The sequence below is a fragment of the Marinobacterium marisflavi genome, assembly GCF_982447095.1.
Genome location: NZ_OZ457898.1, coordinates 1,420,108 through 1,444,378 on the forward strand (window position 1 = coordinate 1,420,108; position 24,271 = coordinate 1,444,378).

At 52.2% G+C, this 24,271-nt stretch carries 22 protein-coding genes; 17 read left to right on the forward strand and 5 right to left on the reverse strand.

Translation table 11 applies throughout. The features are described 5' to 3' along the window. Positions 1–3: 3 nt before the first annotated feature. The 6 genes from AC1WNR_RS07045 (at position 4) to AC1WNR_RS07070 (ending at position 7,521) form a co-directional block, all read left to right on the forward strand. On the forward strand, positions 4–240 hold the full coding sequence (locus AC1WNR_RS07045; RefSeq protein WP_481643807.1) for a response regulator: 237 nt from the start codon (positions 4–6) through the stop codon (positions 238–240). 8 nt (positions 241–248) lie between these two features. Further along, positions 249–2,423 (forward strand): OsmC domain/YcaO domain-containing protein, encoded by a 2,175-nt coding sequence (locus AC1WNR_RS07050; RefSeq protein ID WP_481643808.1) that lies wholly within the window; start codon positions 249–251, stop codon positions 2,421–2,423. A gap of 36 nt (positions 2,424–2,459) precedes the next feature. Then, positions 2,460–4,022, forward strand: a complete 1,563-nt coding sequence (locus tag AC1WNR_RS07055) for a DNA recombination protein RmuC (protein ID WP_481643809.1) — start codon at positions 2,460–2,462, stop codon at positions 4,020–4,022. Continuing rightward, positions 4,019–4,696: a pyrophosphohydrolase domain-containing protein gene (locus AC1WNR_RS07060; protein ID WP_481643810.1), complete on the forward strand. Its 678-nt coding sequence runs from the start codon at positions 4,019–4,021 to the stop codon at positions 4,694–4,696. Before AC1WNR_RS07055 ends, AC1WNR_RS07060 begins: the two co-directional genes overlap by 4 nt. A gap of 81 nt (positions 4,697–4,777) precedes the next feature. Then, on the forward strand, positions 4,778–5,146 hold the full coding sequence (locus tag AC1WNR_RS07065) for an acyl-CoA thioesterase (protein WP_481645374.1): 369 nt from the start codon (positions 4,778–4,780) through the stop codon (positions 5,144–5,146). A gap of 113 nt (positions 5,147–5,259) precedes the next feature. Beyond that, complete coding sequence (locus tag AC1WNR_RS07070) at positions 5,260–7,521, forward strand: putative bifunctional diguanylate cyclase/phosphodiesterase (protein WP_481643811.1); 2,262 nt, start codon at positions 5,260–5,262, stop codon at positions 7,519–7,521. Here AC1WNR_RS07070 and AC1WNR_RS07075 read toward each other — a convergent pair. From AC1WNR_RS07075 to AC1WNR_RS07095, 5 genes are read right to left on the reverse strand one after another with little or no spacing between them, the layout of a single operon-like run. Beyond that, positions 7,490–8,032, reverse strand: a complete 543-nt coding sequence (locus AC1WNR_RS07075; RefSeq protein ID WP_481643812.1) for a YaeQ family protein — start codon at positions 8,030–8,032, stop codon at positions 7,490–7,492. The two genes, AC1WNR_RS07070 and AC1WNR_RS07075, sit on opposite strands and share 32 nt — an antisense overlap. Positions 8,033–8,041: 9 nt before the next feature. Beyond that, a complete protein-coding gene (paeA, locus tag AC1WNR_RS07080; RefSeq protein ID WP_481643813.1) occupies positions 8,042–9,325 on the reverse strand; it encodes a polyamine export protein PaeA in 1,284 nt (427 codons plus the stop codon). Between the two features lie 12 nt (positions 9,326–9,337). Further along, on the reverse strand, positions 9,338–9,958 hold the full coding sequence (locus tag AC1WNR_RS07085) for a LysE family translocator (protein WP_481643814.1): 621 nt from the start codon (positions 9,956–9,958) through the stop codon (positions 9,338–9,340). 10 nt (positions 9,959–9,968) lie between these two features. Continuing rightward, positions 9,969–10,340 (reverse strand): response regulator, encoded by a 372-nt coding sequence (locus tag AC1WNR_RS07090; RefSeq protein ID WP_481643815.1) that lies wholly within the window; start codon positions 10,338–10,340, stop codon positions 9,969–9,971. 37 nt (positions 10,341–10,377) lie between these two features. Further along, positions 10,378–10,767: a chemotaxis protein CheB gene (locus AC1WNR_RS07095; RefSeq protein WP_481643816.1), complete on the reverse strand. Its 390-nt coding sequence runs from the start codon at positions 10,765–10,767 to the stop codon at positions 10,378–10,380. A 279-nt stretch (positions 10,768–11,046) separates the two neighbouring features. On the opposite strand from AC1WNR_RS07095, the gene leuC reads away from it, so the two are divergent. From leuC to accD, 11 genes are all read left to right on the forward strand, one after another. Next, positions 11,047–12,468: a 3-isopropylmalate dehydratase large subunit gene (gene leuC, locus AC1WNR_RS07100; protein ID WP_481645375.1), complete on the forward strand. Its 1,422-nt coding sequence runs from the start codon at positions 11,047–11,049 to the stop codon at positions 12,466–12,468. Positions 12,469–12,479: 11 nt separating this feature from the next. Next, positions 12,480–13,127, forward strand: a complete 648-nt coding sequence (gene leuD / locus AC1WNR_RS07105; RefSeq protein WP_481643817.1) for a 3-isopropylmalate dehydratase small subunit — start codon at positions 12,480–12,482, stop codon at positions 13,125–13,127. 121 nt (positions 13,128–13,248) lie between these two features. Then, complete coding sequence (gene leuB / locus AC1WNR_RS07110; protein WP_481643818.1) at positions 13,249–14,334, forward strand: 3-isopropylmalate dehydrogenase; 1,086 nt, start codon at positions 13,249–13,251, stop codon at positions 14,332–14,334. 102 nt (positions 14,335–14,436) lie between these two features. After that, the gene (asd, locus tag AC1WNR_RS07115) at positions 14,437–15,549 is read left to right on the forward strand and encodes an aspartate-semialdehyde dehydrogenase (protein ID WP_481643819.1); all 1,113 of its coding nucleotides are present in this window, start codon (positions 14,437–14,439) and stop codon (positions 15,547–15,549) included. Positions 15,550–15,618: 69 nt separating this feature from the next. Continuing rightward, positions 15,619–16,608 (forward strand): Asd/ArgC dimerization domain-containing protein, encoded by a 990-nt coding sequence (locus AC1WNR_RS07120; RefSeq protein WP_481643820.1) that lies wholly within the window; start codon positions 15,619–15,621, stop codon positions 16,606–16,608. A 173-nt stretch (positions 16,609–16,781) separates the two neighbouring features. Then, a complete protein-coding gene (locus AC1WNR_RS07125; protein ID WP_481643821.1) occupies positions 16,782–19,736 on the forward strand; it encodes a motility hub landmark protein FimV in 2,955 nt (984 codons plus the stop codon). Continuing rightward, complete coding sequence (gene truA, locus AC1WNR_RS07130; RefSeq protein WP_481643822.1) at positions 19,736–20,578, forward strand: tRNA pseudouridine(38-40) synthase TruA; 843 nt, start codon at positions 19,736–19,738, stop codon at positions 20,576–20,578. The genes AC1WNR_RS07125 and truA overlap by 1 nt, the downstream gene beginning before the upstream one ends. A gap of 127 nt (positions 20,579–20,705) precedes the next feature. After that, positions 20,706–21,341, forward strand: a complete 636-nt coding sequence (locus AC1WNR_RS07135; protein ID WP_481643823.1) for a phosphoribosylanthranilate isomerase — start codon at positions 20,706–20,708, stop codon at positions 21,339–21,341. Continuing rightward, complete coding sequence (gene trpB / locus AC1WNR_RS07140; RefSeq protein WP_481643824.1) at positions 21,325–22,545, forward strand: tryptophan synthase subunit beta; 1,221 nt, start codon at positions 21,325–21,327, stop codon at positions 22,543–22,545. The genes AC1WNR_RS07135 and trpB overlap by 17 nt, the downstream gene beginning before the upstream one ends. Before the next feature lie 21 nt (positions 22,546–22,566). Continuing rightward, positions 22,567–23,373, forward strand: a complete 807-nt coding sequence (gene trpA, locus AC1WNR_RS07145; protein WP_481643825.1) for a tryptophan synthase subunit alpha — start codon at positions 22,567–22,569, stop codon at positions 23,371–23,373. A gap of 14 nt (positions 23,374–23,387) precedes the next feature. After that, positions 23,388–24,266 (forward strand): acetyl-CoA carboxylase, carboxyltransferase subunit beta, encoded by an 879-nt coding sequence (accD, locus tag AC1WNR_RS07150; RefSeq protein ID WP_481643826.1) that lies wholly within the window; start codon positions 23,388–23,390, stop codon positions 24,264–24,266. Positions 24,267–24,271 lie beyond the last annotated feature (5 nt).

Below are 24,271 nucleotides of genomic sequence, written 5' to 3' on the forward strand. Positions count from 1 at the left end.
CTGGTGCTTACAGATATTTACATGCCCAAGATGGACGGTTACGAGCTCTGCCGGCATCTGCGCGAGCTAGGGTTCAGCCGCGTTATTCTTGGGGTAACAGCAGCAACTGTTGGGCGGGAAGCCCAACGCCTTGTGGAGGCGGGTGCCGATGCTTGTTTGAACAAGCCGCTCTCGGTCGCTGCAATTGAGTTGGCGTATCAACGCGCCGTAAAGGTGTTAAATGACCCTAACCGTTTATAGAAAACAGAATGGAAATTAAAGTAAATTACCTGGATAACTTACGCCTCGAAGCTAAGTTTGATGATTTCACTGTCATTGCAGACCAGCCGGTACGATACAAAGGTGATGGCTCTGCACCCGGACCGTTCGATTACTTTCTCGCTTCATCGGCACTCTGTGCCGGCTATTTCGTCAAGGTCTACTGTGAGGCGCGAGGCATCTCCACTGACAACATACGACTGTCGCAAAACAATATCGTCGATCCAGAGAATCGCTACAAACAGACCTTTAAGATTAACGTCGAGCTACCCGAAGATATCAGCGACAAAGACCGTACGGGGATTATTCGCTCGATTGAGCGTTGCACGGTTAAAAAGGTGGTGCAAGAGGGGCCTGACTTCCAAATTGAACTGGTTGAAAGCCTAGACGATGATGCGCAAGCGTTGCTCAATGTCGCAGGCGAGGGTGAGACTTATATCGAAGGCAAGGATGCGCCACTCGAACAGACCATCGCTAAAATGACTGAGATTTTGGCGAGCCTCGGAATGAAGATCGAGGTCGCTTCATGGCGCAACATCGTGCCACATGTCTGGTCACTGCATATCCGCGATGCTGCTTCGCCAATGTGTTTTACCAACGGCAAAGGGGCAACGAAAGAGGCTGCACTCGCCTCGGCTCTCGGAGAGTTTCTTGAACGCCTCTCGTGTAACTTTTTCTATAACGATCAGTACTTTGGCGCTGAGATTGCCGAGTCTGAGTTCGTTCATCGCCCTGACGAGCGCTGGTTTGAATTGACTGAAGATGACAGTCTGCCTGAGGGTCTTTTGGATGAGTACGCTCTGGCGATCTATAATCCAGATGATGAGCTTTGTGGCTCAAATCTGATTGATACCAATTCGGGGAACGAAGAGCGGGGGATCTGTGCTCTACCGTTTTCGCGTCTGTCGGACGGAGAGACGGTCTACTTCCCATCAAACCTGATCGAGAATCTCTTCTTAAGCAACGGTATGAGTGCCGGTAATACGCTTGAGGAGGCTCAGGTTCAGTGTCTCTCTGAGATTTTTGAGCGTGCAGTAAAACGTGAAATCCTGGAGCAAGAGTTAGCACTACCCGATGTGCCGGATGAGGTGCTAGCGCGCTGGCCTGGCATTGTTGAAGGGATAAGAGCGCTAGAGGAGCAGGGCTTTCCCATTCTGGTTAAAGACGCATCACTAGGCGGTCAGTTCCCAGTCGCCTGTGTAACCTTAATGAACCCTAAAACGGGCGGTGTGTTTGCCTCCTTTGGTGCTCATCCAAGCCTGCATGTAGCTATTGAGCGCAGTTTGACGGAGTTGCTTCAGGGGCGAAGTTTTGAGGGGCTGAATGACCTTCCGGCGCCCACCTTTAATTCGCTGGAAGTAACCGAGCCAAACAACTTTGTGGAGCACTTCATCGATTCAAGTGGCCTCGTGAGCTGGCGTTTCTTCAGTGATCGGCCGGATTTTGAATTCGTTGACTGGGATTTTGCAGGTTCCAATGTTGAAGAGGCCGCGACGCTATTTGGTATCCTCGCGGACCTGGGCAAAGAGGTGTATCAAGCCGTTTATGACGATCTGGGTGTGCCGGCCGTCCGAATTCTGGTACCTGACTACTCTGAGGTTTATCCGGTTGAAGACCTGATTTGGGACAACACCAATAAAGCACTGGAGTTCCGGGAAGGGATACTCTGCCTGCATCAACTCTGCGACGAGGATCTGCAAGAGTTGCTGGAGCGTCTAGAGCAGAGTCAGTTGGATAACTACACCGATATTCGCACACTCATCGGCATAGAGTTTGATGAGAACACTCACTGGGGACAGTTAACGATACTCGAGCTTAAGCTGCTGATTTGTCTTGCATTAGGGCAGTTGGAGAGCGCTCAAGAGCTGGTCGAGACTTTCCTGCAGTACAATGATAACACCGTTGATCGCGGTCTTTTCTATCGAGCCCTGAGCGCTGCCCTCGAGGTTGAGCTGAGTGAAGATATGGAACAAGGGGACTATCAGCGCAATTTTGGCCGAATGTTTGGTGACCAGCGCATGGCTCAGGTTTACGGTGCGATTAGCGGTGAGATTCGCTTCCCAGGGCTTGAGCCGGTCGGGATGGAGCTTGAGGGGCTAGACCGGCACCAACGTCTGCTTCAGAGTTACAAAAAGCTGCACAGCTGGCGTGCTTCACAGGCTTGATAGCCTAAACATTGAGAGTGGGACTGAGTTAAAACCATGTCTGTTGAATTGATACTGCTGTTGATTATCGGGTTACTCTTAGGAGGCGCGGTTGGGTTCCTCTGGCAGGGGCGTAAACTGACACCGCTCAGCGCAGAGGTAGAACGTGCCACGAGCCAACTGGCCGCTGTTGAGACCGAGATCGAGCGGTTGAAAGGAGAGGCACAAGAGCAGCAGCGACGTGCACATGAGTTAGAAATCGACCGCTCAACGCTTACAGCTCACCTGGAGCAGGTTCAGAGCCAACTCCAGAGTCGAACGCAAGAGCTGGAACAGCTGCGCGAACGCTACACAGCTCTCAGTCATGAGCACAGTGTGCAGCAGACACGTCTGCAGGAGAAAGAGCAGCAGTTTGAGCGTGAACGGGCACAGATCAAGGCAAGCCGCGAAGAGCTGACCAAAGAGTTCGAAAATGTCGCGAATAAAATCTTTGAAGAGAAGGGTAAGACCTTCGCGACCACCAGCCAAATCAGCCTGGATGCACTGCTGAAGCCGTTTAAAGAGCAGCTGGAGGGGTTCCAGAAGCGCACCAATGAGATCCACGAATCGAGTACGCGCGATAGCGCCAAGCTCAACGCCGAGATCCTCAAGGTGATGGAGATGGCTCAGAACATGAGCCGTGATGCCACTAACCTGACCAGCGCGCTCAAAGGTGACTCGCAGCAGCGCGGAGCTTGGGGTGAGGCTCAGCTTCGTCGCACGCTCGAGATGAGTGGTCTGGTAGAGGATGCCCACTACGAGACGCAGTCCTCGTTTAAAGATCTAGAGGGCAAAAGCAAACAGACCGATTACCTTATTAAGCTGCCAGATGGCAAACATATCATTATCGACTCAAAGGTCTCGCTGAATGCCTATGATCGTGTGGTTAGCGCAGAGTCCGCGGACGAGGCCGATGCCGCGATGAAGCAGCATGTTGCAGCGGTAAAAGGCCATATCGACGATCTGGCCTCAAAGGATTACACCAATGTTGTTGGGATGCGCAGTCCAAGCTTTGTGCTTATGTTTATGCCTATCGAGCCAGCCTACATTGAAGCGCTGAAGTCGAATAGGGATCTGTTTGACTACGGCTATCGCAAAGGCATCGTGTTGGTGTCGCACACCACACTGATACCGATCCTGCGCACCGTCTCGAACCTGTGGATGATCGAGCGCTCCAATGCCGAGGCGCGAGAAATTAGTGAGAAGGCGGGGGATATTTTTAATACCGTGAGCACCCTAGCTGAGCGTCTGTCCAAGCTTGGAAACACCCTAAACACTGCGGGAAATCATTATAATGACACGGTCACAGCGCTTGCCGGTAAGCAGGGGTTGTACGGTAAAGTAGAGCGATTCAAAACACTCTCTACCAAGGTAACGAAAGCCCTGCCTGATATTGAGCATCGACATATCGATTTTGAAGATCATAAGCTGCAACTAATAGTTGAAGAGCTGCCGTCTGAAGAGCACTCTCAAGACGAAGTCTTGCCCGAGGGTTCACTGCTGGTAGCCCCTAGCTCAGACGAAACCGCTGATAGCGAAAACCTAGATATCCCACAGAATTCAGAAGAGAGCAAAGCATGACACTGCCCACTTACGCCACCCCACTTAAACGTCTGGCTGATGAGATCGTTGCCTGGAATGCTGCGGCTGGGAAGTTTCCTGGCGAGCGTGCAGCTACGTTGGAGGAGTTGCTGAATCAAGAGGCGCGAGTCGTTGAGGAGCTCAAAGAGCTGATCCATGCGATGGCCGAGAGCGACCTGACCGAAACCCTCGACGCCGTCTGCGATATTTTTGTAACGGCCAGTTATTACCTAGCGCTGGCAAAGAACATGCAAGTCAGCATTGAATCCTGCGTGGTGCCGCCTGAAGAGATTGAGACGATACAGGCTCAGCTAGCCGAATTAGCAGAGCAGGCTGAAAACCTGCCCGAGCGTAGCGTTGCGCAGATGTTGGACAACCCGTTAATCGTCAAAAGCCTAGAGGTCTCTCTGGCGCTAGTGCGGGATCTGCCGGTCGACTTTATCGGCGCGCAGCAGGCAGTCAACGACAACAACGCCTCGAAATATGTCGCCAGCGAAGCGGTGGCGCAGGAGTCCGTTGCGCACTATGCCGCGAAGGGAGAAGAGGTGGTTGCTCACGCGTCGAGTTATCTGGGTAAACCGGTCTTCGTACTCAAACGCACTTCAGACGACAAAATCATGAAACCTGTGGGCTTCGTCTCTGTCGAGCTTGCACCGTTTATCTACGCAAACTAAGCACCAGGACGGAGAAAGAGCGTGAGCCAAACAGAGAGCAGCGTGCCGGGGCGTGGGCGCTTAACTATTCGTACACTGGCGATGCCGGCAGATACTAACCCGTCCGGGGATATCTTTGGTGGCTGGGTGCTGTCGCAAATGGACCTTGCAGCAGGTATTTGTGCGGGTCAGCGCGCGCAACGTCGCGTTGTTACTGTTGCGGTAGAGAGTATGAGCTTCATCCGACCGGTTAAGGTCGGTGATGTTTTGGGTGTTTATACCGAGGTTGAGAAAGTGGGGCGCACATCACTCGATATCCATGTTGAGGCTTGGGTACGCCGCGGTCGCATCGGTGAGCGCGAGAAGGTGACTGAGGCTACTTTTCGCTTCGTGGCGGTTGACGACAACGGCAAGTCAACACCTGTACCCAGCTTGGAAGATCTTCCACCCTATGTTGCATCAGATCTCTAGTCATACGCACGTTGGCTGCTGGGCATAAGCTTCGCAAGACACTTTAGAAAGCAAATTAAATGAGACTCTACTAGACTTAAACCTGTATCAGTACCCTGCAGGTTAACTAACGTATGAAAGCTCCGCAGCAGCCGGCCGACACTCATTTTCCGCTCTCCGAGGATGAGTATCATATGCAGGTCTACGCTGCAATTCCCCTCTCGCTGATCCCGACTATCCTTCTGTTGGCTTATCAGCAGTGGACGTTAGCGGCCTGCTTTTTGGTTGGTGTCGGCCTGTTTTCAGCCTCGGCTCGGATTAGCCTTAAAAATGGCTCCATACTTCGCTCCCAGTCACTCTATCTGGCAGGTGGTACAATCATCTTGATTCCCACTTTTGCGCTGGCAATACCGGTTGACTCATCGGCCTCGGTTATTGCTCTGATGCCTTTGATAGTGGGGATTTATATGTATCAGGGTCTTTTTCGCTGGTTAAACATAGCGCTGTCGATCCTCTGTTTCCTGACTGCATTCTTGTCGCAACATCTGCTTGAGTTCGAAGTTTCACTGCTAGATAGCCAGTATCAGTCAGCTTTTTCCCGGGTCATGTTCGTTGTATTTGCGCTTTTCTTGCTGGTAGTCATTACACGCGTTACAACGGACCTTCGCCGGGCAAATGGCCGTCTAACCGTTTCAAACCGCCACGCCGCGCAGGAGCGTGAGAGGTATCAGACACTTTTTGATAATGCTCCTGAGGCCTATTTCATCCTGTCGGCAAAGAATGGTGGGATAGTCGAGTGTAATCATGGTGCAGAGCGAATGTTGCATGGCACCAGAGAGCAGTTGATGGGTAAGTTACCCTTCGAGCTCTCTCCATCTAATCAACCCTCAGGCGAACCATCAGATGAAGCTGCGCGTGCCATCACCAAACAGATTGTACGAGAGGGTGAACTCACGTTTGAGTGGGTACACCAGCGGATAGATGGAGAACCCTTCTGGGTCGAGGTTGAGATTCGTGAGGGCGTCTACCAAGGTGATAAGGTGTTCTTCTCGACCTGGCGTCAGATTAATAAACGTAAGCGGCTTGAATCTGAGTTGATCAAACTGGCCAATGAGGATCAACTCACCGGTCTGCTCAATCGTCACTCTTTAAAAACAGCATTTGCGCGACTGTTGGCTCACGCTCAGCGAAACTCCGCTGGGGTCGCTCTATTTTATATTGACCTCGATAAGTTTAAATATGTAAACGATAGTTACGGCCACCGAACTGGCGACCATCTGCTGCAAACTGCGGCACAGCGTTTTCGCACAGCTGTCCGGCGCGATGACCTTGCGGCTCGGTTAGGTGGTGACGAGTTTGTTTTGGCATTTGAGGGCAGTTTGTCGATTCACGAACTCGAAGATCTGGCGCACAAGGTAACTCAGCAGTTTGCCAAACCGCTCAATATAGACGGCCATTCGCTCAAGGTGGGTTTGAGTATTGGTATATCGACCTATCCCGAGGATGGTCAGGACTTTGATGCACTATTGAGAGCTGCTGATAACGCCCTATATAGAGCAAAAGATCTTGGGCGGGGACAGCATCAATTCTTCGCAAAGGAGATGGCTGATAAAGCGGCCGAGCACTTGCGAATCGAGTCAGGTATAGCTCGCGCACTGAAGGCGGGCGAATTTAAATTGTTGTATCAAAAACAGATTCGTCTATCAGATCGATCAGTTTACGGAATTGAAGCGCTGTTACGGTGGCAGGACCCAGATCAAGGTTTGCTCTATCCGGACGCCTTTTTAAGTGTTGCTGATGACTCGAACCAACTTGAGCAGCTAGAGCGTTGGATTATTCACGAAGCTTTTAATCAAGCGCGAGCCTGGAATGAGGAGGGCTATCAGTTTGGGCGTTTAGCCGTCAATCTCTCACCGCGTTCGCTGCAGAGAGGCTATGCCTTCAAGTTGATCAAAGAGGCTCTTGAGCATACTGCCTGCCCCACGCATATCTTAGAAGTTGAGATATCTGAGAATTTCTTGTTGGAGAATGAGGAGGAGGGGATCGCTGAGTTGGAGTCAATTCGTAACCTCGGCATCGAGCTCTCGTTAGATGACTTCGGCACGGGTTTTTCATCGCTGCGGTATCTTCAAAAAATGCCTATCGACAAGGTAAAAATTGATAAGTCATTTATAGCGGATATAGATACTAACGATAGCGATCTTGAGATTGTCACCGCCACGATCGCGATGGCGCACAAGCTCAATTTAGTTGTTATTGCTGAGGGTGTGGAGACACAGAGTCAGTTGCGCCTGCTAGAGCCAGAAGAGTGTGACGTTGTTCAGGGGTTTCTCTTCTCTAAACCAATGGAGGCGCGGGAAATTTTCAGACTGCCAGCGTCTCAGGATCAACCATAACAGCAAGCGAATCACTGCTAATCCACAGCTGCCCGTCCTGAATATTCGCCTGCAGGTGCATACCTCGCGCTATTAAACCGACCAAAGCCTGACACTGTTCATCAGGGATTCTCGTTATCTGTAGGTTTCGTTGACGAGTCTGCTCCGCGTGAATTGTGTTTAACCAGGGTGTTACAGCTTGGTCTGAGCCGTAGCAGAGTATAACGACCTGTTCCGAGCGGTTGCAGGCTTTGCGGATGCGCTTGTCACTGGGCAGGCCTACATCGATCCACAGCTCAATCTCATCGCTGTAGCTCTTGCGCCAGAGGTCAGGCTCGTCATCAGCTGCTAACCCCTTGGTAAACTCGAGCCGCTCAGACGCAAAGAGCAGAAATGCGAGTAGACGCAACATCATCCGCTCTTCGGTCTCAGAGGGGTGCTGCGCCAGTGTCAGTGAGTGATCTGCGTAGTAGTGCCGATCCATATCGGCGATCTGAATGTGCGCTTTGTAGACGGTTGCGTTTTGAGCCAATGTTTTTACCTATTTGATTCGACTAACCAAGAGTTGATCAATCTTGAAATTATCGACATCTATTACCTCAAATTTAAAACCGGCATAGTTCACAAACTCAGTACATTTTGGAATGCGCTTGAGACTGTACATCAGGAATCCCGCCAACGTCTCGTACTGCTGAGGGTCCGGGAATTCGTCTATGTCCAGAGCTCTACTAACGTCAGTAATTGGGGTCGAGCCCTCCATTAACCACGAGTTTTCATCGCGAACAATGATTTGTTCATGCGCCTGAGTCTGAGCCCAGTCGCCCATTACAGTGCTCATCAGGTCTTTGACGGTAACAACGCCAACGATTAACGCATACTCATTCATCACAACAGCGAAATCGGCCCCTTGGCTCTTAAAACTGTCCATTGCTTCAAATAGAGTCAATGTATCCGGCAGTATCACCAGTTCATTCATCATAGTGCTATCGATTGAGAGTTCACGATTATTGAGCAGCAATGAGAGAAGGGATTTTGCATCAACATAACCAATCGCGGTATCGATGCCCTCGTGACAAACTAGGAAGCGGCTATGTTCCTCGGTACAGAGCTTGGCCCTGAGCTCAGCGGGGCTATCTGACATAGAGAGATATACCAAATGTTCCCTTGGGGTCATTGCAGTTGTAACGCATTGAGACTGCATTTCAAAAACGTTCTCGATAACCTGATGTTCATTTGCATGCAGTAGTCCTGCTGCCGCACCGGCTTCCATCATGGTGTATAGGTCATCGTCGGTAATTTCATCGCTGCGCTCGGCTCGCATACCGAAAAGCTTGAAAAACAGATCGGCCACACCATTGATTAGCCAGACTAGTGGTTTAAACACTGTGATCAGGAGTGTCATAGGCCCCGCAACTCTCACGGCGATTGCCTCTGGATGATTCATTGCGATTCGCTTGGGGATTAGATCTGCAAGTAGGATAAAGCTCAGTGTTACGAAAGAGAATGCGGCATATGAGGGTAGCTGCGAATGCGCAAGGCTTGGGTACAACAGGCTCATGGCAGAGCTAAAGTGAGGGGTCAGATAGCTTTCACTGATGATGCCTGCCAGAATCGCGACTGAGTTGAGTCCAATTTGAATAAGCGTAAAAAATGCGCCGGGTGACGTTTGCAGTGCTATGACCTGACGTGCGGCTGCATTCCCAGACTCGTACATCTGCGTCAATTTTATCTGTCGTGCTGCTGCAAGTGAGAGCTCAGAAACAGAGAAGAAGATGCTGACTAATATGCATACAATCAGCAGACCAAGCGACTCAAAAGGACCCATATCAATAACCGTCTATCCCAGAGCCAGCCAAGCCGAAACGCCAATCATTAGCGTGCCAGCGATACGATTCATAACCTGTACATTGCCGCGATTGCGCAGCAGGTGGCTTAAGGCCTTTCCACCTGCGGCATAGCCCAGCAGTGACAGAAATTCGAGCGATAGGATAATGCCCATCATACTGGCTGATTGAGCAAGGATTGGGCGGCTGCTATCAATAAACGGGGGTAGGAGGGCGATAAAAAATGCCCAACCTTTGGGATTGGCGACTGCGGTAATAAATCCCTGAGAGAAGAGTGATGCACGGCTGATTACGAGTTGATCGGGCGAGTCGCACTTGATTGCCATTTTGCCCTTTGAGCGCCAGAGTTGGATGCCGAGGTAGAGTAGATAAGCCCCACCGCCCCACTTTAATGCGATAAAAAGCTGAGGATACTGCAGCATCAGCGCAGCAACGCCAATAATTGTCATTACGACTACCAACCCAACGCCAATAAGTTCACCTAGCATCATCCACAGGGTCCGGCGCACACCGATGGTCATTCCCAGCGTCATAGCCAAGGTCATGCACATACCCGGTGTGATAGAGACAAAGAAAAAGGTGGTGATGAAGAGAGTTAGGGCAGATAGGGACAAGGTAGGTTCTCTATAGAAGTTTCTCTTTGGTCAACGGTTTCTCGATGACGTCGTCGGCCCCTAGTTGAATTAACCGGTTGGTTTCATCACCAAGTGTGGCGGCCGTTAGACCAACGATTTTCCCTGCGAACCCCAGTTCGCGCAGATGCTCAGTCAATTCATAGCCGCTCATATTGGGCATGAATATATCCGTAATAACCAAATCAAAAGCGCCGTTCGCTGAAGTGTACTCTTTTAGCGCTTCACTGCCATCTGTTTTAACCACAAGCTTTTTCGGTTTAAAGGATTTGAGAATATATTCGGTAAGCTTACGCAAGGTCGGGTTATCCGCAGCGTACAATATTTGTGAATTCGCAAGGTCCAACTTGATCTTTTCAGTCACAAGCGCTTTGGCAGAGGATACGGGGTTAACCGGTAATTCAATTAGGAACCTTGCTCCGCCCAAGCCGTCTCGACGCTCTGCACCAGCACAATACCGCCTTGCTCACGTATGGCTCGCGAGCCACGTCGAGCGTGAACTTGCCGCTCTTATCCAGCCTCAAATTTTTGCTCGAAGGAATCAAATAGAGGTTGTCTGGTTTAGGCTCCACACCTGCGTCGGCCGCATGGATTGGCATTCTGGTCGATGACGTCAGTAGATCTCCAATAACACTCGTATAGCCCGGTGACAGATGTTGCACCACGACCCAAACAAGACCCGTATCGGCAGGCGTGGATTCAAAGAACTCTTTGATCGCCTCTAGCCCACCGGCTGAAGCGCCAATACCCACAATTCTGGGCAGACCGGGAGAATTTGACTCTTTACTCATTCCGGCATTCCTTGTTGTGCACTCTTTGCGTTCCTTGCAAAAAGTGGACGGCGCTATTTGCTATAAACAGCCCAATTTTTATCCGCTTCACCGTAGGCAGATTTGATCTGTATTGGACCAGCGATAAGTGCTTGACGGTGAATAATTTGTCGAAAATGAGACTAAAGCTATTCTTCCTTGGAATCATATTCATTCAGATTATGAATTTGTCTATTTTCTCTCTTGCTCGTAAACTCGCCACACTGAAAATCACAGCCTAATTGCTGTGCTGAGGAGAGCATTATGGGTAAGACCCTCTACGATAAACTTTGGGATGCGCATCTCGTTCGCCAGAACGAAGATGGGAGCTCTTTGATCTACATCGATCGTCAGATTCTGCATGAGGTGACCTCGCCTCAGGCTTTCGAGGGTCTGCGCATGGTAGGCCGCAAGCCTTGGCGCATCGACGCTAACCTAGCGACCCCTGACCACAACGTACCGACCACTGAGCGTGCGGGCGGTGTTGACCAGATCGTGGACCCCGTTTCGCGTATTCAGGTTAAGACGCTGGATGAGAACTGTGATGAGTACGGTATTGTTGAATTCAAGATGCTCGATGAGCGTCAAGGTATCGTGCACGTTGTCGGTCCAGAGCAGGGCATGACGCTGCCGGGCTCTACCGTTGTTTGTGGTGACTCTCATACCTCAACTCATGGAGCATTCGGCGCCCTGGCGCACGGTATCGGCACCTCAGAAGTTGAGCATGTGTTGGCTACTCAGTGCCTGATTGCCAAAAAGATGAAGAACATGCTGGTTCGCGTTGATGGTGAGCTGGGCATGGGTGTGACCGCTAAAGATGTTGTTCTGCATATCATTGGTGTGATCGGTACGGCGGGTGGTACCGGTTGTGCGCTAGAGTTTGGTGGCACAGCCATTCAGTCTCTATCGATTGAGGGTCGCATGACCATCTGTAACATGTCGATCGAAGCGGGCGCGCGCGTCGGTCTGGTAGCGGTTGATGACAAGACTATTCAGTACTTCAAAGGTCGTCCGTTCTCGCCTGTAGGCGAAGCTTGGGATGCAGCCGTAGAGAGCTGGAGAGATCTGGTATCAGATGCCGACGCTCAATTTGACAAGGTTGTTGAGATCCGCGCCGAAGATATCAAGCCACAGGTAACCTGGGGTACTTCGCCAGAGATGGTTGTTGCGGTTGACGGTACAGTACCAAATCCTGCCAAGGCTAAGGACTCAGATGAGGCCAATGCGATTACCCGTGCACTGCAGTACATGGGGCTGACAGCGGATCAGTCGATTACTGATATCAAGCTAGATCGTGTGTTTATCGGTTCATGTACTAACAGCCGTATCGAAGATCTGCGCGCTGCTGCTGAGGTCGTTAAGGGCCGTAAGGTTGCTGCCACCATTAAACAGGCGCTGGTTGTTCCCGGTTCCGGTCTCGTTAAGGCGCAGGCTGAGGCTGAGGGTCTGGATAAGATCTTTATCGAGGCGGGTCTTGAGTGGCGTGAACCGGGTTGCTCTATGTGTCTGGCGATGAACCCTGACAAGCTCGGTAACGGTGAGCACTGTGCATCTACCTCGAACCGTAACTTCGAAGGCCGCCAGGGCTTCGGTGGTCGTACGCACTTGGTGAGCCCAGCGATGGCTGCTGCTGCGGCTGTGACTGGCCACTTCATCGATGTGCGCACATTGGAAATGAATTAAGGGGTCCGACAATGAAAAAGTTTGAAACTCACACTGGCGTTGTCGCTCCACTGGACCGTAAGAACGTCGATACCGATCTGATCATTCCGAAACAGTTCTTGAAATCAATCAAGCGCTCGGGCTTTGGTAAGAATCTGTTTGACGAGATTCGTTATCTTGACGAGGGTCAGCCGGATCAGGATTGCAGCGGTCGCCCACTCAATCCCGATTTTGTTCTGAACAAACCAGAGTTTGCAGGGTCGAGCATTCTGCTTGCGCGTACAAACTTTGGCTGTGGTTCCAGCCGAGAACACGCTCCTTGGGCGCTTGATGATTACGGCTTCCGTGCTGTGATTGCGCCTAGCTATGCAGATATTTTCTTCAATAACTGCTTCAAGAATGGTCTGCTGCCTATCATCCTGACTGAGGCTGAGGTAGACGAACTGTTCAAAGCGGTTGCGGCTGAGCCGGGTATGAGCCTCACCGTTGATCTGGTAAACCAGAAAGTGGTTAGCCCAGCCGGTAAGGAGTACGACTTTGAAGTTGATGCATTCCGCAAGCACTGCTTGCTCAATGGTCTCGACGATATCGGACTGACGCTTGAGCATGCCGATGAGATCCGTGCCTATGAAGCTAAGCGTCGTGAGTCGGCACCTTGGTTGTTTGACGCAATTAAATAATTGGTAGGAGCGCAGCTAAGCTGCGCGACTCGGGAAACCTTAGCAGCGCAGCTAGGCTGCGCGATCTTGGCTTTTATCGCGCAGTGTAACTGCGCTCCTACAGAATAATTTTGGAAATAGAATGAACGAAAACAAAGTACTCATCCTTCCAGGCGACGGCATCGGCCCTGAAATTATCGCTCAGGCGCGTCGTGTGCTGGAGCTAGTTAACCAGCAGGACAGCCTCGGTCTGGAGTTTGATGAAGCTCACCTCGGTGGCTCTGCAATCGACGCAACTGGCGTACCTCTGCCAGAAGAGACTTTGGCTAAAGCACGCGACGCCAAAGGTATTCTGTTGGGCGCTGTTGGCGGCCCGCAGTGGGACACAAACCCAGACTTCCAGATTCGCCCAGAGAAAGGGCTGTTGGGTATCCGCTCTAACCTTGAGCTGTTCGGCAACCTGCGTCCAGCCATCCTCTACCCACAGCTTGCTGATGCATCAACGCTGAAACCGGAAGTGGTATCGGGTCTGGATATTCTCATTGTGCGCGAGCTAACGGGTGGTATCTACTTTGGTCAGCCACGCGGCGTACGCACTACCGAGGACGGACTTCGCGAAGGCTACAACACCTACGTCTACAACGAAGAAGAGATCAAGCGTATCGGTCGTGTTGCATTCGAAGCTGCGATGGCGCGTGGTAAGAAACTCTGCTCGGTAGATAAGGCTAATGTACTCGAAGTGACTGTTCTGTGGCGTGAGGTGATGGAAGAGCTTAAGAGCGAATACCCAGAGGTAGAGCTGAGCCACATGTACGTTGATAATGCGGCTATGCAGCTGGTACGCGCACCTAAACAGTTCGATGTGGTAGTCACCGGTAACATGTTTGGTGACATACTCTCCGATGCTGCTGCGATGCTCACTGGCTCAATTGGTATGCTGCCATCGGCTTCGCTGAACAAAGCGAGTCAGGGTATGTACGAACCTTGTCACGGCTCCGCGCCAGATATTGCAGGCCAAAACATTGCAAATCCATTGGCAACCATCCTATCTGCCGCTATGATGTTGCGCTACTCGCTCAACCAGGGCGCAGCGGCGGATAGAATTGAGAAAGCGGTAAGCGATGTTCTCGATCAAGGTCTGCGTACTGCGGATATCTTCTCTGAAGGTATGCAGAAGGTGAGCACAACGGAAATGGGTGATGCGGTAATTGCTGCGCTGAACGCGTAAACGGCCAGATCGCTCAAAGAGGCCGGTATGATACCGGCCTTTTTTAATCGTCTTCGGGATTGGATACCGAAGTAAGAAGTACTCTTAAAACAGAGGTTAAACATGAATCGTGTAGGTTTTGTAGGCTGGCGCGGCATGGTGGGATCGGTTCTTATGCAGCGCATGCTGGAAGAGAACGATTTTGACCAGATCAACGAGCCAGTATTTTTCACCACCTCTCAGGTAGGCCAGGCAGGCCCTGAGATCGGTAAAGAGATCGCTCCGCTGAAAGACGCAAATGATATTGATGCGCTCAAACAGATGGATGTGATTATTACCTGTCAGGGTGGCGATTACACGAAAGCGGTTTACCCTCAGTTGCGCGCAGCGGGCTGGGACGGTTACTGGATCGATGCAGCCTCTGCTCTGCGTATGGCCGATGATTCGATTATCATTCTTGATCCTGTAAATGCGGATGTCATCAATAAAGGGCTGAGCAAAGGTATCAAGACCTTTGTCGGTGGCAACTGCACTGTCTCCTTGATGCTGATGGGCCTTGGCGGCCTATTCAAGGCCGGTCATGTTGAGTGGGTCAGTTCAATGACGTACCAGGCTGCATCGGGTGCGGGTGCGCGCAACATGCGCGAGCTGATCACGCAGATGGGCCAGATCCGCGACGGTTCGGCTGAAATGCTCAAAGACCCTGCATCTGCCATTCTTGATATTGACCGTCAGGTTGCCAACACAATGCGCAACGATCTTGCCGTTGATAACTTCGGTGTGCCGCTCGCCGGCTCTCTGATCCCTTGGATCGATGTGCCGGTTGCCGACGGCCAGTCGAAAGAGGAGTGGAAGGGCTTCGTTGAGACTAACAAGATCCTTGGTCGCCATGCCAACCCTATCGCAATTGATGGTACCTGTGTTCGCATCGGAGCTATGCGTTGTCACAGCCAGGCGTTCACGATCAAACTGAACAAAGACATCCCAATGGGTGAGATTGAGCAGATGATCGCCGAAGCCAACGACTGGGTGAAAGTGGTGCCGAACGACCGTCAGATCACCATGGAAGAGCTGACACCGACCAAAGTTACTGGCACGCTTAACATCCCGGTAGGTCGTCTGCGTAAGATGAAGATGGGTAAGCAGTACCTCAACGCTTTCAGCGTCGGTGACCAGCTTCTCTGGGGTGCGGCTGAGCCACTGCGTCGTATGCTGCGCATTCTGAACGAACGTTAATAGAGCGCTCTCACAGCGTTTTTTCTATCAGCCCGCATCTGCGGGCTGATTCTATTCTGGAGTTTTGTCATGTCGAATAAAGTTCTACTTCTCGGTGTCAGCGCCCTAGCTGGTGAGCAGTTGCTTGAGCTGCTAGAGGATCACCCGCTTGCTAAAGAGGTGGTCTTTGAACTTTATGATACAGAGGAAGAGGCAGGGCGTTCGCTGATGGTGAATGGACGTGCGCTGCGTGTGCGCAGCTACGCTAACATCGATCTTGATGATGCCAAGCTAGCCATTCTCTGTGCACCTGAGATTCCCGCCGAGACCCTGGTAGCAATCGCTCCTGCTCTCACGCTGTTTGACTTGCATGCGCGAGCAGAAACTGAGGAAGGTGAGCTTTTGCTTGCCGGTGTTAGTGAGAGCCAACTTGCTCTGGCTAAAGGGGCGGTCTATCGCTCACCTGAGCCGGCGCTACTGGCCACAGCCGTGATCCTAAGAACGCTCTCGGCTGCTGTTGAACCGCTGCGCGTGACAGCAACGCTAATGCTGCCGGCAAGTATGCACGACCAGGCCGGTGTTCAGGCGCTGGCAACCGAGACGGCTCACTTGCTCAACGGACGCGAAGCGGCGGCTAAGTACTTGGATGCAAGTATGGCGTTTAACCTGATTGCACAGCCTCAAAAACCGATGGCAAATGCGTCCATGCCGGTTGAGGCGCTTTACGCTGAGGGCTTGGCTGAGCTGCTTGGTGCTGAGGATCTGGAAGTAAACGCGTCAGCGGTGGAGGTGCCTCTGTTTCACGGTACCGCAGTCACACTCGCTGTTGAGTTGGACAAAGGTGCTGAACTTAGTGAACTGATTCATCTGATCGATCGCGAGGCTAAGCTGCGTTACGCACCTTCCGCCTCGGCATCTACTCAGAGTGCCACAGGCATCGAAGAGTGCCTAGTTGCCCGTTTGCGTTTTGATCCGCAAGATGCAAATGTGCTGCTGATGACTCTGTTGTTTGATGAACAGCGCTTAGGCCGCGCATCGAATGCCGTCGACGCATTGCGCGCTCTTGTAACAGCTCACTAATGTAGCTCTTTTGAGTCAGTTTTAGCCTACAAAAAAGCGAGCGGGGAATAAATGCCCGGGCTCGCTTGACCAGTCTCTATCTTCCTACAATACTTCATTTAGTTTTGCGAAACGCAACTGCCTGTTTTTCTGGCAAAAAGCAGGTGTATTGGCCAAACATAAGGATAGATAAGATGGTGCGCAAACTCGCGCTAAGTCTTGCGGTTGCTTCGGTAATTGCAGCAGGACAGGCAAATGCACTGGGTCTCGGAGAGGTTCGTGTCAACTCGGCACTCAACGAGCCGCTCGATGCAGACATCCGTTTAGTGCAGGTTAGAGACCTCTCAGCACAACAGATCCTGCCGCGCATGGCGGATATCGACGAGTTCTCTCTCGCCGGGCTAACCAAGTCACGTTTTCTCAGTGATGTTACGTTCCAAGTAAAAGTAGCCCCTGACGGTAGCGGGTCTATCCACGTTACCTCGTCAGTGCCGGTTCAGGAACCCTTCCTGAGCTTTCTAATGGAGGTTAACTGGCCTCAGGGTCGACTGGTCCGGGAGTACACGTTACTGCTTGATCCTCCGGTCTTTGACCCGGCCCCGGTGACGACAGCGATTAACGCGCCTGCGGCAACGACACCGGCGGCATCTGCCCAGCAGCCAGTTGCTGCACCGGCGCAGCGCTCCAATATCCAAACCAATGTTGGTGGTGGCGAAATTTTCGTCAAAAACAACGATACCCTCTATGTTCTGGCCAAGAACAATCGGCATGCATCGGACATCAGTATCGAGCAGATGATGGTAGCGATGCAGCGTAAAAACCCGCAACTATTTCCAACTTCAAACATCAATGTGATGCGTGCTGGGCAGGTGATGAAGCTACCAACGGCCGAGGAGGCTCGTGCACTGACCCGCAAACAGGCCATTGCCGAAGCGGCTCGTCAGACTGCAGAGTGGAAGGCGAGTCGTCGCGCGGCTGCAGCGCCCAAGTCAGAGCCTAAACCTGAGGCTAAACCGGATACGACTGCAGCTGATACCCAAGCGAGTGGTACCGCTGAGGGTGCGCCTGATGCGTCAGAGAGTCAGCTGAAAATTGTAACAGCGGAAAAACCGGCTGAGATGGAGGAATCCGTTTCAAGTGATGCGGCGCCTGAGGCGGAGGCTATCGAGGTCGAGGGTGACAAAGCTGTTGTTGATACAGGCCCCTCTGAGCGCGAGATTGAGTTGATTCAGCGTAACGAGGATCTCGAGAATCGATTGTTGGTAACGCAGGAGTCGGTGGATAAGGTCTCCCGCGAGAATGCTGAGCTGGGCGAAAAGCTCGATTCGATTCAAGAGCAGCTCGCCGCAATGCAGCGCCTGATTGAATTGAAAGATCAGCAGATGGCTTCGCTACAGGCAGAGATGCTGAAGCAGGTACAGGAGGCTAACAAACCTAAGCCGAGCCCGGTGGATGAGTTTATCAATCTGATGATGACGAATCCGCTGTACTTAGGCGGCGCGGGTGGTGTGCTGCTGCTTCTACTGGCGCTTGCGGCGCTGGCGCGTCGTCGCAAGTCAGCTGATTACGATGATGAACCGGCACCTCGCAAGTCCAAAAAGGGTAAGAAGGGCAAGAAGGAGGAGTCACCCGAGGATGAAATTCCTGAGTTTGAGGAGAGCCCAGCACCTGCCGTTGCGGCGACAGCAGCAGTAGCAGGAGCTGCGCTGGCGAGTCAGGCTCAAGCGAATCCGGTGGATGAGCTCGATGATCTTGACCTAGATATGGATCTGGACCTCGATGATGATCCAACCCCTGCAGCAGAGATTGATCTCTCTGAGATGGAAGCGGTCGATGAGTCAGAGCTCGGTGGTTCGGAGATTGACTCGGTGCTTGACGACATCCTTGATGAAGATGTTTCGGGTGAGCCGCAAGAGGCGGATGATCTGGATGCATTGCTCGACTCCGATGCGGATATCGATACTGATCTAGATGAGCTGCTGGAGACGGATCTCGGGGATGATCTGCTGGACGATAAGTCACTCGATGATGCTCAGGTTAGCGATGCGCCGTCAGCAAATGAAAGCCTCGAGGATGATGAGCTCGAGGGTCTCGAATTTGCAGTTGCTGACAACTTTGGTGAAGAGGCGGTGGCCGAAGAGGCGGCCGATATGATCGACGAGGAGTTTTTCTCTGAAGAGATCGAACCCGAGTCGGATCAGGTTGCCGAATCTGCTGAGATTGAAGATTCGGAGCTGATCGATGAGCCCATCGAGATGGATAAGCCCAATGAGGATGCGCCGCTCGATACTGTCAGTGAAGATGACGAGATCGATGACCTAGTTGATGATGACCTCGATAAGATGTTGTTAGCCGATGCGGCGGAGCTCGAGACTGAACAGAACACTGACTCAGCAACTGAAGCCTCAACTGCACTCGAGTTTGAAGCACCTGACCTGGATGCTGAGGGGATGGGTATCGAGGAGCTCGGTGTCAACGAGGAGTTTCCACCGGAGTTGGAGTCAGCGGCCGGCCTGGATCAGATGGTCAGTGTCGATGACAATGAAGCCGTCGAGGAGGACGATCTGCTTGAGTTGGGTGACTTCGATACCAGCCTGAGTCTGGGTGACGAACCCCTCGAAGATGCTGAGTTGGCGACTGATTCGCTCGAAGGTTTAACCCTTGATGATGGTGATTCCTTTGATGAAGCTCCGGCTGAGCTTGCCGATGTGGCAGCATCAGGTGTTGACGAGCTGGATACACTCCCTGAAACAGACCTAGATGAGATGATGCAGGACCTCAGTAATGAGATGGCGATTGATGAGCCTGAGCGCCCTAAGTCGCCGGGTGAGCTAGTCGAAGACGAGCTGACGGCCAACATTGCGCATGATCTGGACATGAGTCTGGAGGATGAGCTGGATGAGATGCTGGCAGAAGATGATGGCGATATTGAGTTAGTAGAAGAGGGTGATGACGAGGATCTACTTGAAGACGATCTACTGGATTCACTTGATGGTGCTGATGAGGTGGAGACCAAGCTGGATCTGGCTCGCGCTTACATCGAGATGGACGACACTGAGGGTGCTCGTGATATCCTTGGCGAAATCGCACGCGACGGCAACGCTGAGCAGCAAGCCGAAGCCAAGTCTCTGTTGGATAAGTTGAGTTAATGCAACACACATCTGAAAATCAAGGGGCGACGCAAGTCGCCCTTTCTCGTTCTACGACCCGTTACGCGCTAGGTATTGAGTACGCAGGCTATAACTATCACGGCTGGCAGTCCCAGCGCGATGAGGGTGTAGTAACCGTTCAGGAGACTCTGGAAGCGGCTCTGTCGCAGATAGCTTGCCACCCCGTCAATGTTATCTGTGCTGGGCGGACCGATACCGGCGTAAACGGCTGCTACCAGGTAATTCACTTCGATGCACAGGTTCAGCGGCCAGATCGTGCTTGGGTACGCGGTACCAATACGAAACTGCCGGATGATGTGGCGGTGCTCTGGGCTAAACCGGTCTCCGATGAGTTTCATGCGCGCTTTTCAGCGATGGAGCGGCGCTACCGCTACCTGATCTATTCAGCTGAGGTAAAGCCGGCGATTCTTAGCCGCGGTGTTACCTGGACGCATAAAGAGCTGAATTTAGAGCGTATGCAGGCGGGCGCAAAGCATCTAGTGGGTGAACATGATTTTACCTCCTATCGCGCTATTGCCTGTCAGGCAAAAAGTCCGGTGAAAACGGTCAAGTCACTAGAGGTTTATAAAAAGGGGCAGCTTATCGTGATCGATATCTGTGCCAATGCGTTTCTACATCACATGGTGCGTAATGTTGCTGGTGTTCTGATGAAAATTGGAGCAGGGGAGGCATCCACTGACTGGAGTCGCGAGGTGCTTGATGCGCGCGACCGAAGAATGGGCGGTGTAACCGCTCCTCCGTGGGGACTGTACTTCGTCGATGTTAAATATCCCGAAAAGTTCGAACTTCCACCCGGTAACCAGGGTCCATTCTTCCTGTAACGCCCCTAGGCTTGAGCGTAGCGCGTGATCTAGTCGCCACCTCTTTGAAGAGGCTCCTACAGTGGGCTTTCAGGCTTTCGTTCGCGGCGCTGCTAAGTTAATATACGACCTTTGTTTTTGCGCTTGAGTGCTTGGTTTGAGAACGCGAGTTAAGATCTGTGGTATTACCCGTATGGAGGACGCGTTAGCGGCCGTTGATGCGGGTGCTGACGCACTCGGTTTTGTGTTCTATGCCAAAAGCCCGCGCGCGGTTTCTATCCAAGATGCTGCGGCTATCATCTCTCGTCTTCCCGCCTTTGTAACCAGTGTAGCGCTGTTTGTGGATGCGGAGCCTGAATATATTCAACGGGTTATCGATGAGACGCAGGTTGATCTGTTACAGTTCCACGGTCGTGAAACGGCTGAGGAGTGCGGTCGATACGAACGGCCCTACATCAAAGCGCTGCGGATGAAACCAGATTTAGATCTAAACCAAGAGATACTCGCGTACGCAGACGCGAGAGGTGTTTTGCTTGATGCCTACACTCCCGGGATTCCGGGAGGTACCGGCGAGCAATTCGACTGGTCAAGGATTCCAGCTGAACTTGCTTCAGAGATTACTCTGGCAGGTGGTCTGGACAGTGGCAACGTTGCTGCTGCAATCGACCAGGTGCGGCCTTACGCTATCGATGTGAGTGGTGGCGTAGAGCAGTCGAAAGGAATCAAGGACGCCAAAAAATTAGAACAATTTATTGCTGAGGTGCACCGTGTCAACAACAGCTGAGCAGAACAACTCAATTAACGTACCTGACGCTAATGGCCATTTTGGTATCCATGGCGGACGGTTTGTCTCTGAAACTCTTATGGGCGCGCTCGAAGAGCTTGAAGCCCTGTATGAAAGGCTGAGTAAAGATCCCGACTTTCAGGCTGAATTCGATAAAGATCTAGCGCATTACGTGGGTCGTCCCTCGCCGCTCTACCATGCTGAACGTTTATCAGCTCACTGTGGTGGTGCACAGATCTGGCTCAAGCGCGAAGATCTAAATCACACCGGTGCCCACAAGGTTAACAACACCATCGGTCAGGCTCTGCTGGCAAAGTACATGGGCAAACCGCGCGTTATTGCAGAAACTGGCGCAGGCCAGCATGGCGTTGCATCGGCAACCGTTGCTGCACGCCTGGGGCTTGAGTGTAAGGTCTACATGGGTGAAGAGGATGTTCGCCGCCAGGCTCTGAACGTCTACCGTATGCGTCTTCTGGGTGCAGAGGTTATTCCTGTGACTTCGGGTACCCGCACGCTCAAGGATGCTATGAACGAAGCGATGCGTGATTGGGTCACTAACGTCGATAACACCTACTACATTATTGGTACTGCAGCGGGTCCACATCCGTACCCTAAACTGGTACGCGATTTCCAAGCGGTCATTGGTCGTGAGACCAAGCAGCAGTCGATGGCGCAGATCGGTCGTCTGCCGGATGCAGTCGTCGCCTGTGTCGGTGGTGGCTCCAACGCTATCGGTATGTTCTACCCATTTATGGATGACACTGAAACTCGCATGATCGGTGTGGAAGCGGGCGGTTTTGGTTTGGAGACAGGCCAGCATGCAGCGCCTCTAACCGCAGGTCGTCCAGGTGTACTACACGGTATGCGTACCTATCTGATGGAAGATGATGCAGGCCAGATCTTGGGTACACACTCGGTCTCTGCTGGCTTGGACTACCCAGGCGTAGGGCCAGAGCACAGTTATCTCAAAGATATAGGCCGTGCAGAGTATGTTGCAGCGACGGACGACGAAGCGATGGATGGGTTCCGCAAACTGACTCAGATTGAGGGTATTATGCCGGCGCTGGAGTCTGCGCATGCTGTGGCTTATGCGATGAAGATGGCGAAGGAGATGTCGCCTGATCAAGTGATCGTCGTGAATCTCTCCGGTCGTGGTGATAAAGATATACATACCGTCGCTCAGATCGACGGTATCGAGATGTAAGCGTTTAGGGAAAAAAGACGAATGAATCGTATTGAAGCGCGTTTTAACCAGCTGAAAGCCGATGGCCGTAAAGCGATTATCCCGTATGTAACTGCGGGAGACTCTGAGCCAGCTGTCACTGTTCCGCTGATGCACGCGCTAGTCGAGGCGGGCGCCGATGTTATTGAGCTCGGTGTGCCGTTCTCAGATCCAATGGCTGATGGTCCTGTCATTCAGCTCGCGTGTGAGCGCTCGTTGATGCACGGTACGCGCCTGTTAGACGTACTTGATATGGTAGCTGAGTTCCGCCAGCAAGACGCTGATACCCCAGTTGTACTCATGGGCTACCTAAACCCGGTTGAAGCGATCGGTTACGAAAACTTTGCTCAGCGTGCGAAAGCCGCCGGTGTCGACGGTGTGTTAACCGTTGACCTGCCACCGATTGAGTCCGAAGGTCTTATGGCTGCACTCAAGGCAGAGGGCCTGGATATCATCTTCCTGATCTCGCCAACAACGTCGCCAGTGCGCCGTAAGGCAATTTGTGAGCAGGGCTCGGGCTACCTTTACTACGTTTCGGTTAAAGGAGTGACAGGTTCCAAAGCCCTTAACGTCGACGAAGTCGCAACCTACATCACTGAGATGCGTCAGGACACTGACCTACCACTCTGTGTAGGATTCGGTATTCGTGATGGCGAATCGGCTGCGGCTGTCTGCAAGGTTGCAGATGGCGCAATTGTTGGTAGTGTGTTGGTCAATCAGATCGCTGAGCTATCAACTCGCCCGCAGGAGATTCCTGCCGCGGTGGCTGCGATCATTAAGGATATGCGTACAGCGGTCGATGCCGCTTAAGTTCGGGGATTGAGATGAGTAACTGGTTAGATAAGATCGTACCCAACCTGGTACGTTCCGAGAAGAAACGCAACGCAATCCCGGAAGGTTTGTGGGAGAAGTGCCCCAAGTGTGAGTCGGTGCTCTACAAGCCGGAACTTGAGAAGAATCTGTCGGTCTGTCCTAAGTGCGAGCATCATATGCGAATTGGTGCGCGTGCCCGCTTAACTCAGTTCCTGGACGAGGGGAGTCTCTCTGAGTTGGCTGCAGACATTGAGCCGATTGATCGTCTGAAGTTCAAAGACTCCAAGAAGTACAAGGATCGACTGACCGCTGCTCAGCGCGATACCGGCGAGACCGATGCGTTGATTGCGATGCGCGGTACGCTTGAGTCTCAGCCTGTGGTAGCTGTTGCGTTCGAGTTCCGCTTTATGGGCGGCTCTATGGGTACTGTGGTTGGTGAGCGTTTCGTGCGTGCTGCTGAGGTTGCGTTGGCAGAGCGCCAACCACTAATCTGCTTCTCAGCGTCGGGCGGTGCTCGCATGCAAGAGGCTCTCTTCTCGCTGATGCAAATGGCACGTACCAGCGCCATTCTCGAGAAGATGCGTAAAGCAGGCGTGCCATTTGTCTCTGTATTAACCGATCCTGTCTATGGTGGTGTGTCAGCTTCTCTGGCTATGCTGGGCGATCTCAATGTAGCTGAACCCCGTGCATTGGTTGGTTTTGCCGGTCCTCGTGTAATCGAACAGACTGTCCGCGAGAAATTGCCTGAGGGCTTCCAGCGCTCAGAGTTTCTACTTGAGCATGGTCAGGTCGATATGATTATCCACCGCAAAGAGATGCGTGAGCGTGTGGCCAAGATGCTGCGTCAGTTGCAGGGCTTGCCGGCGCAGCCTGTGGCCGCTGCTGAATAATATCT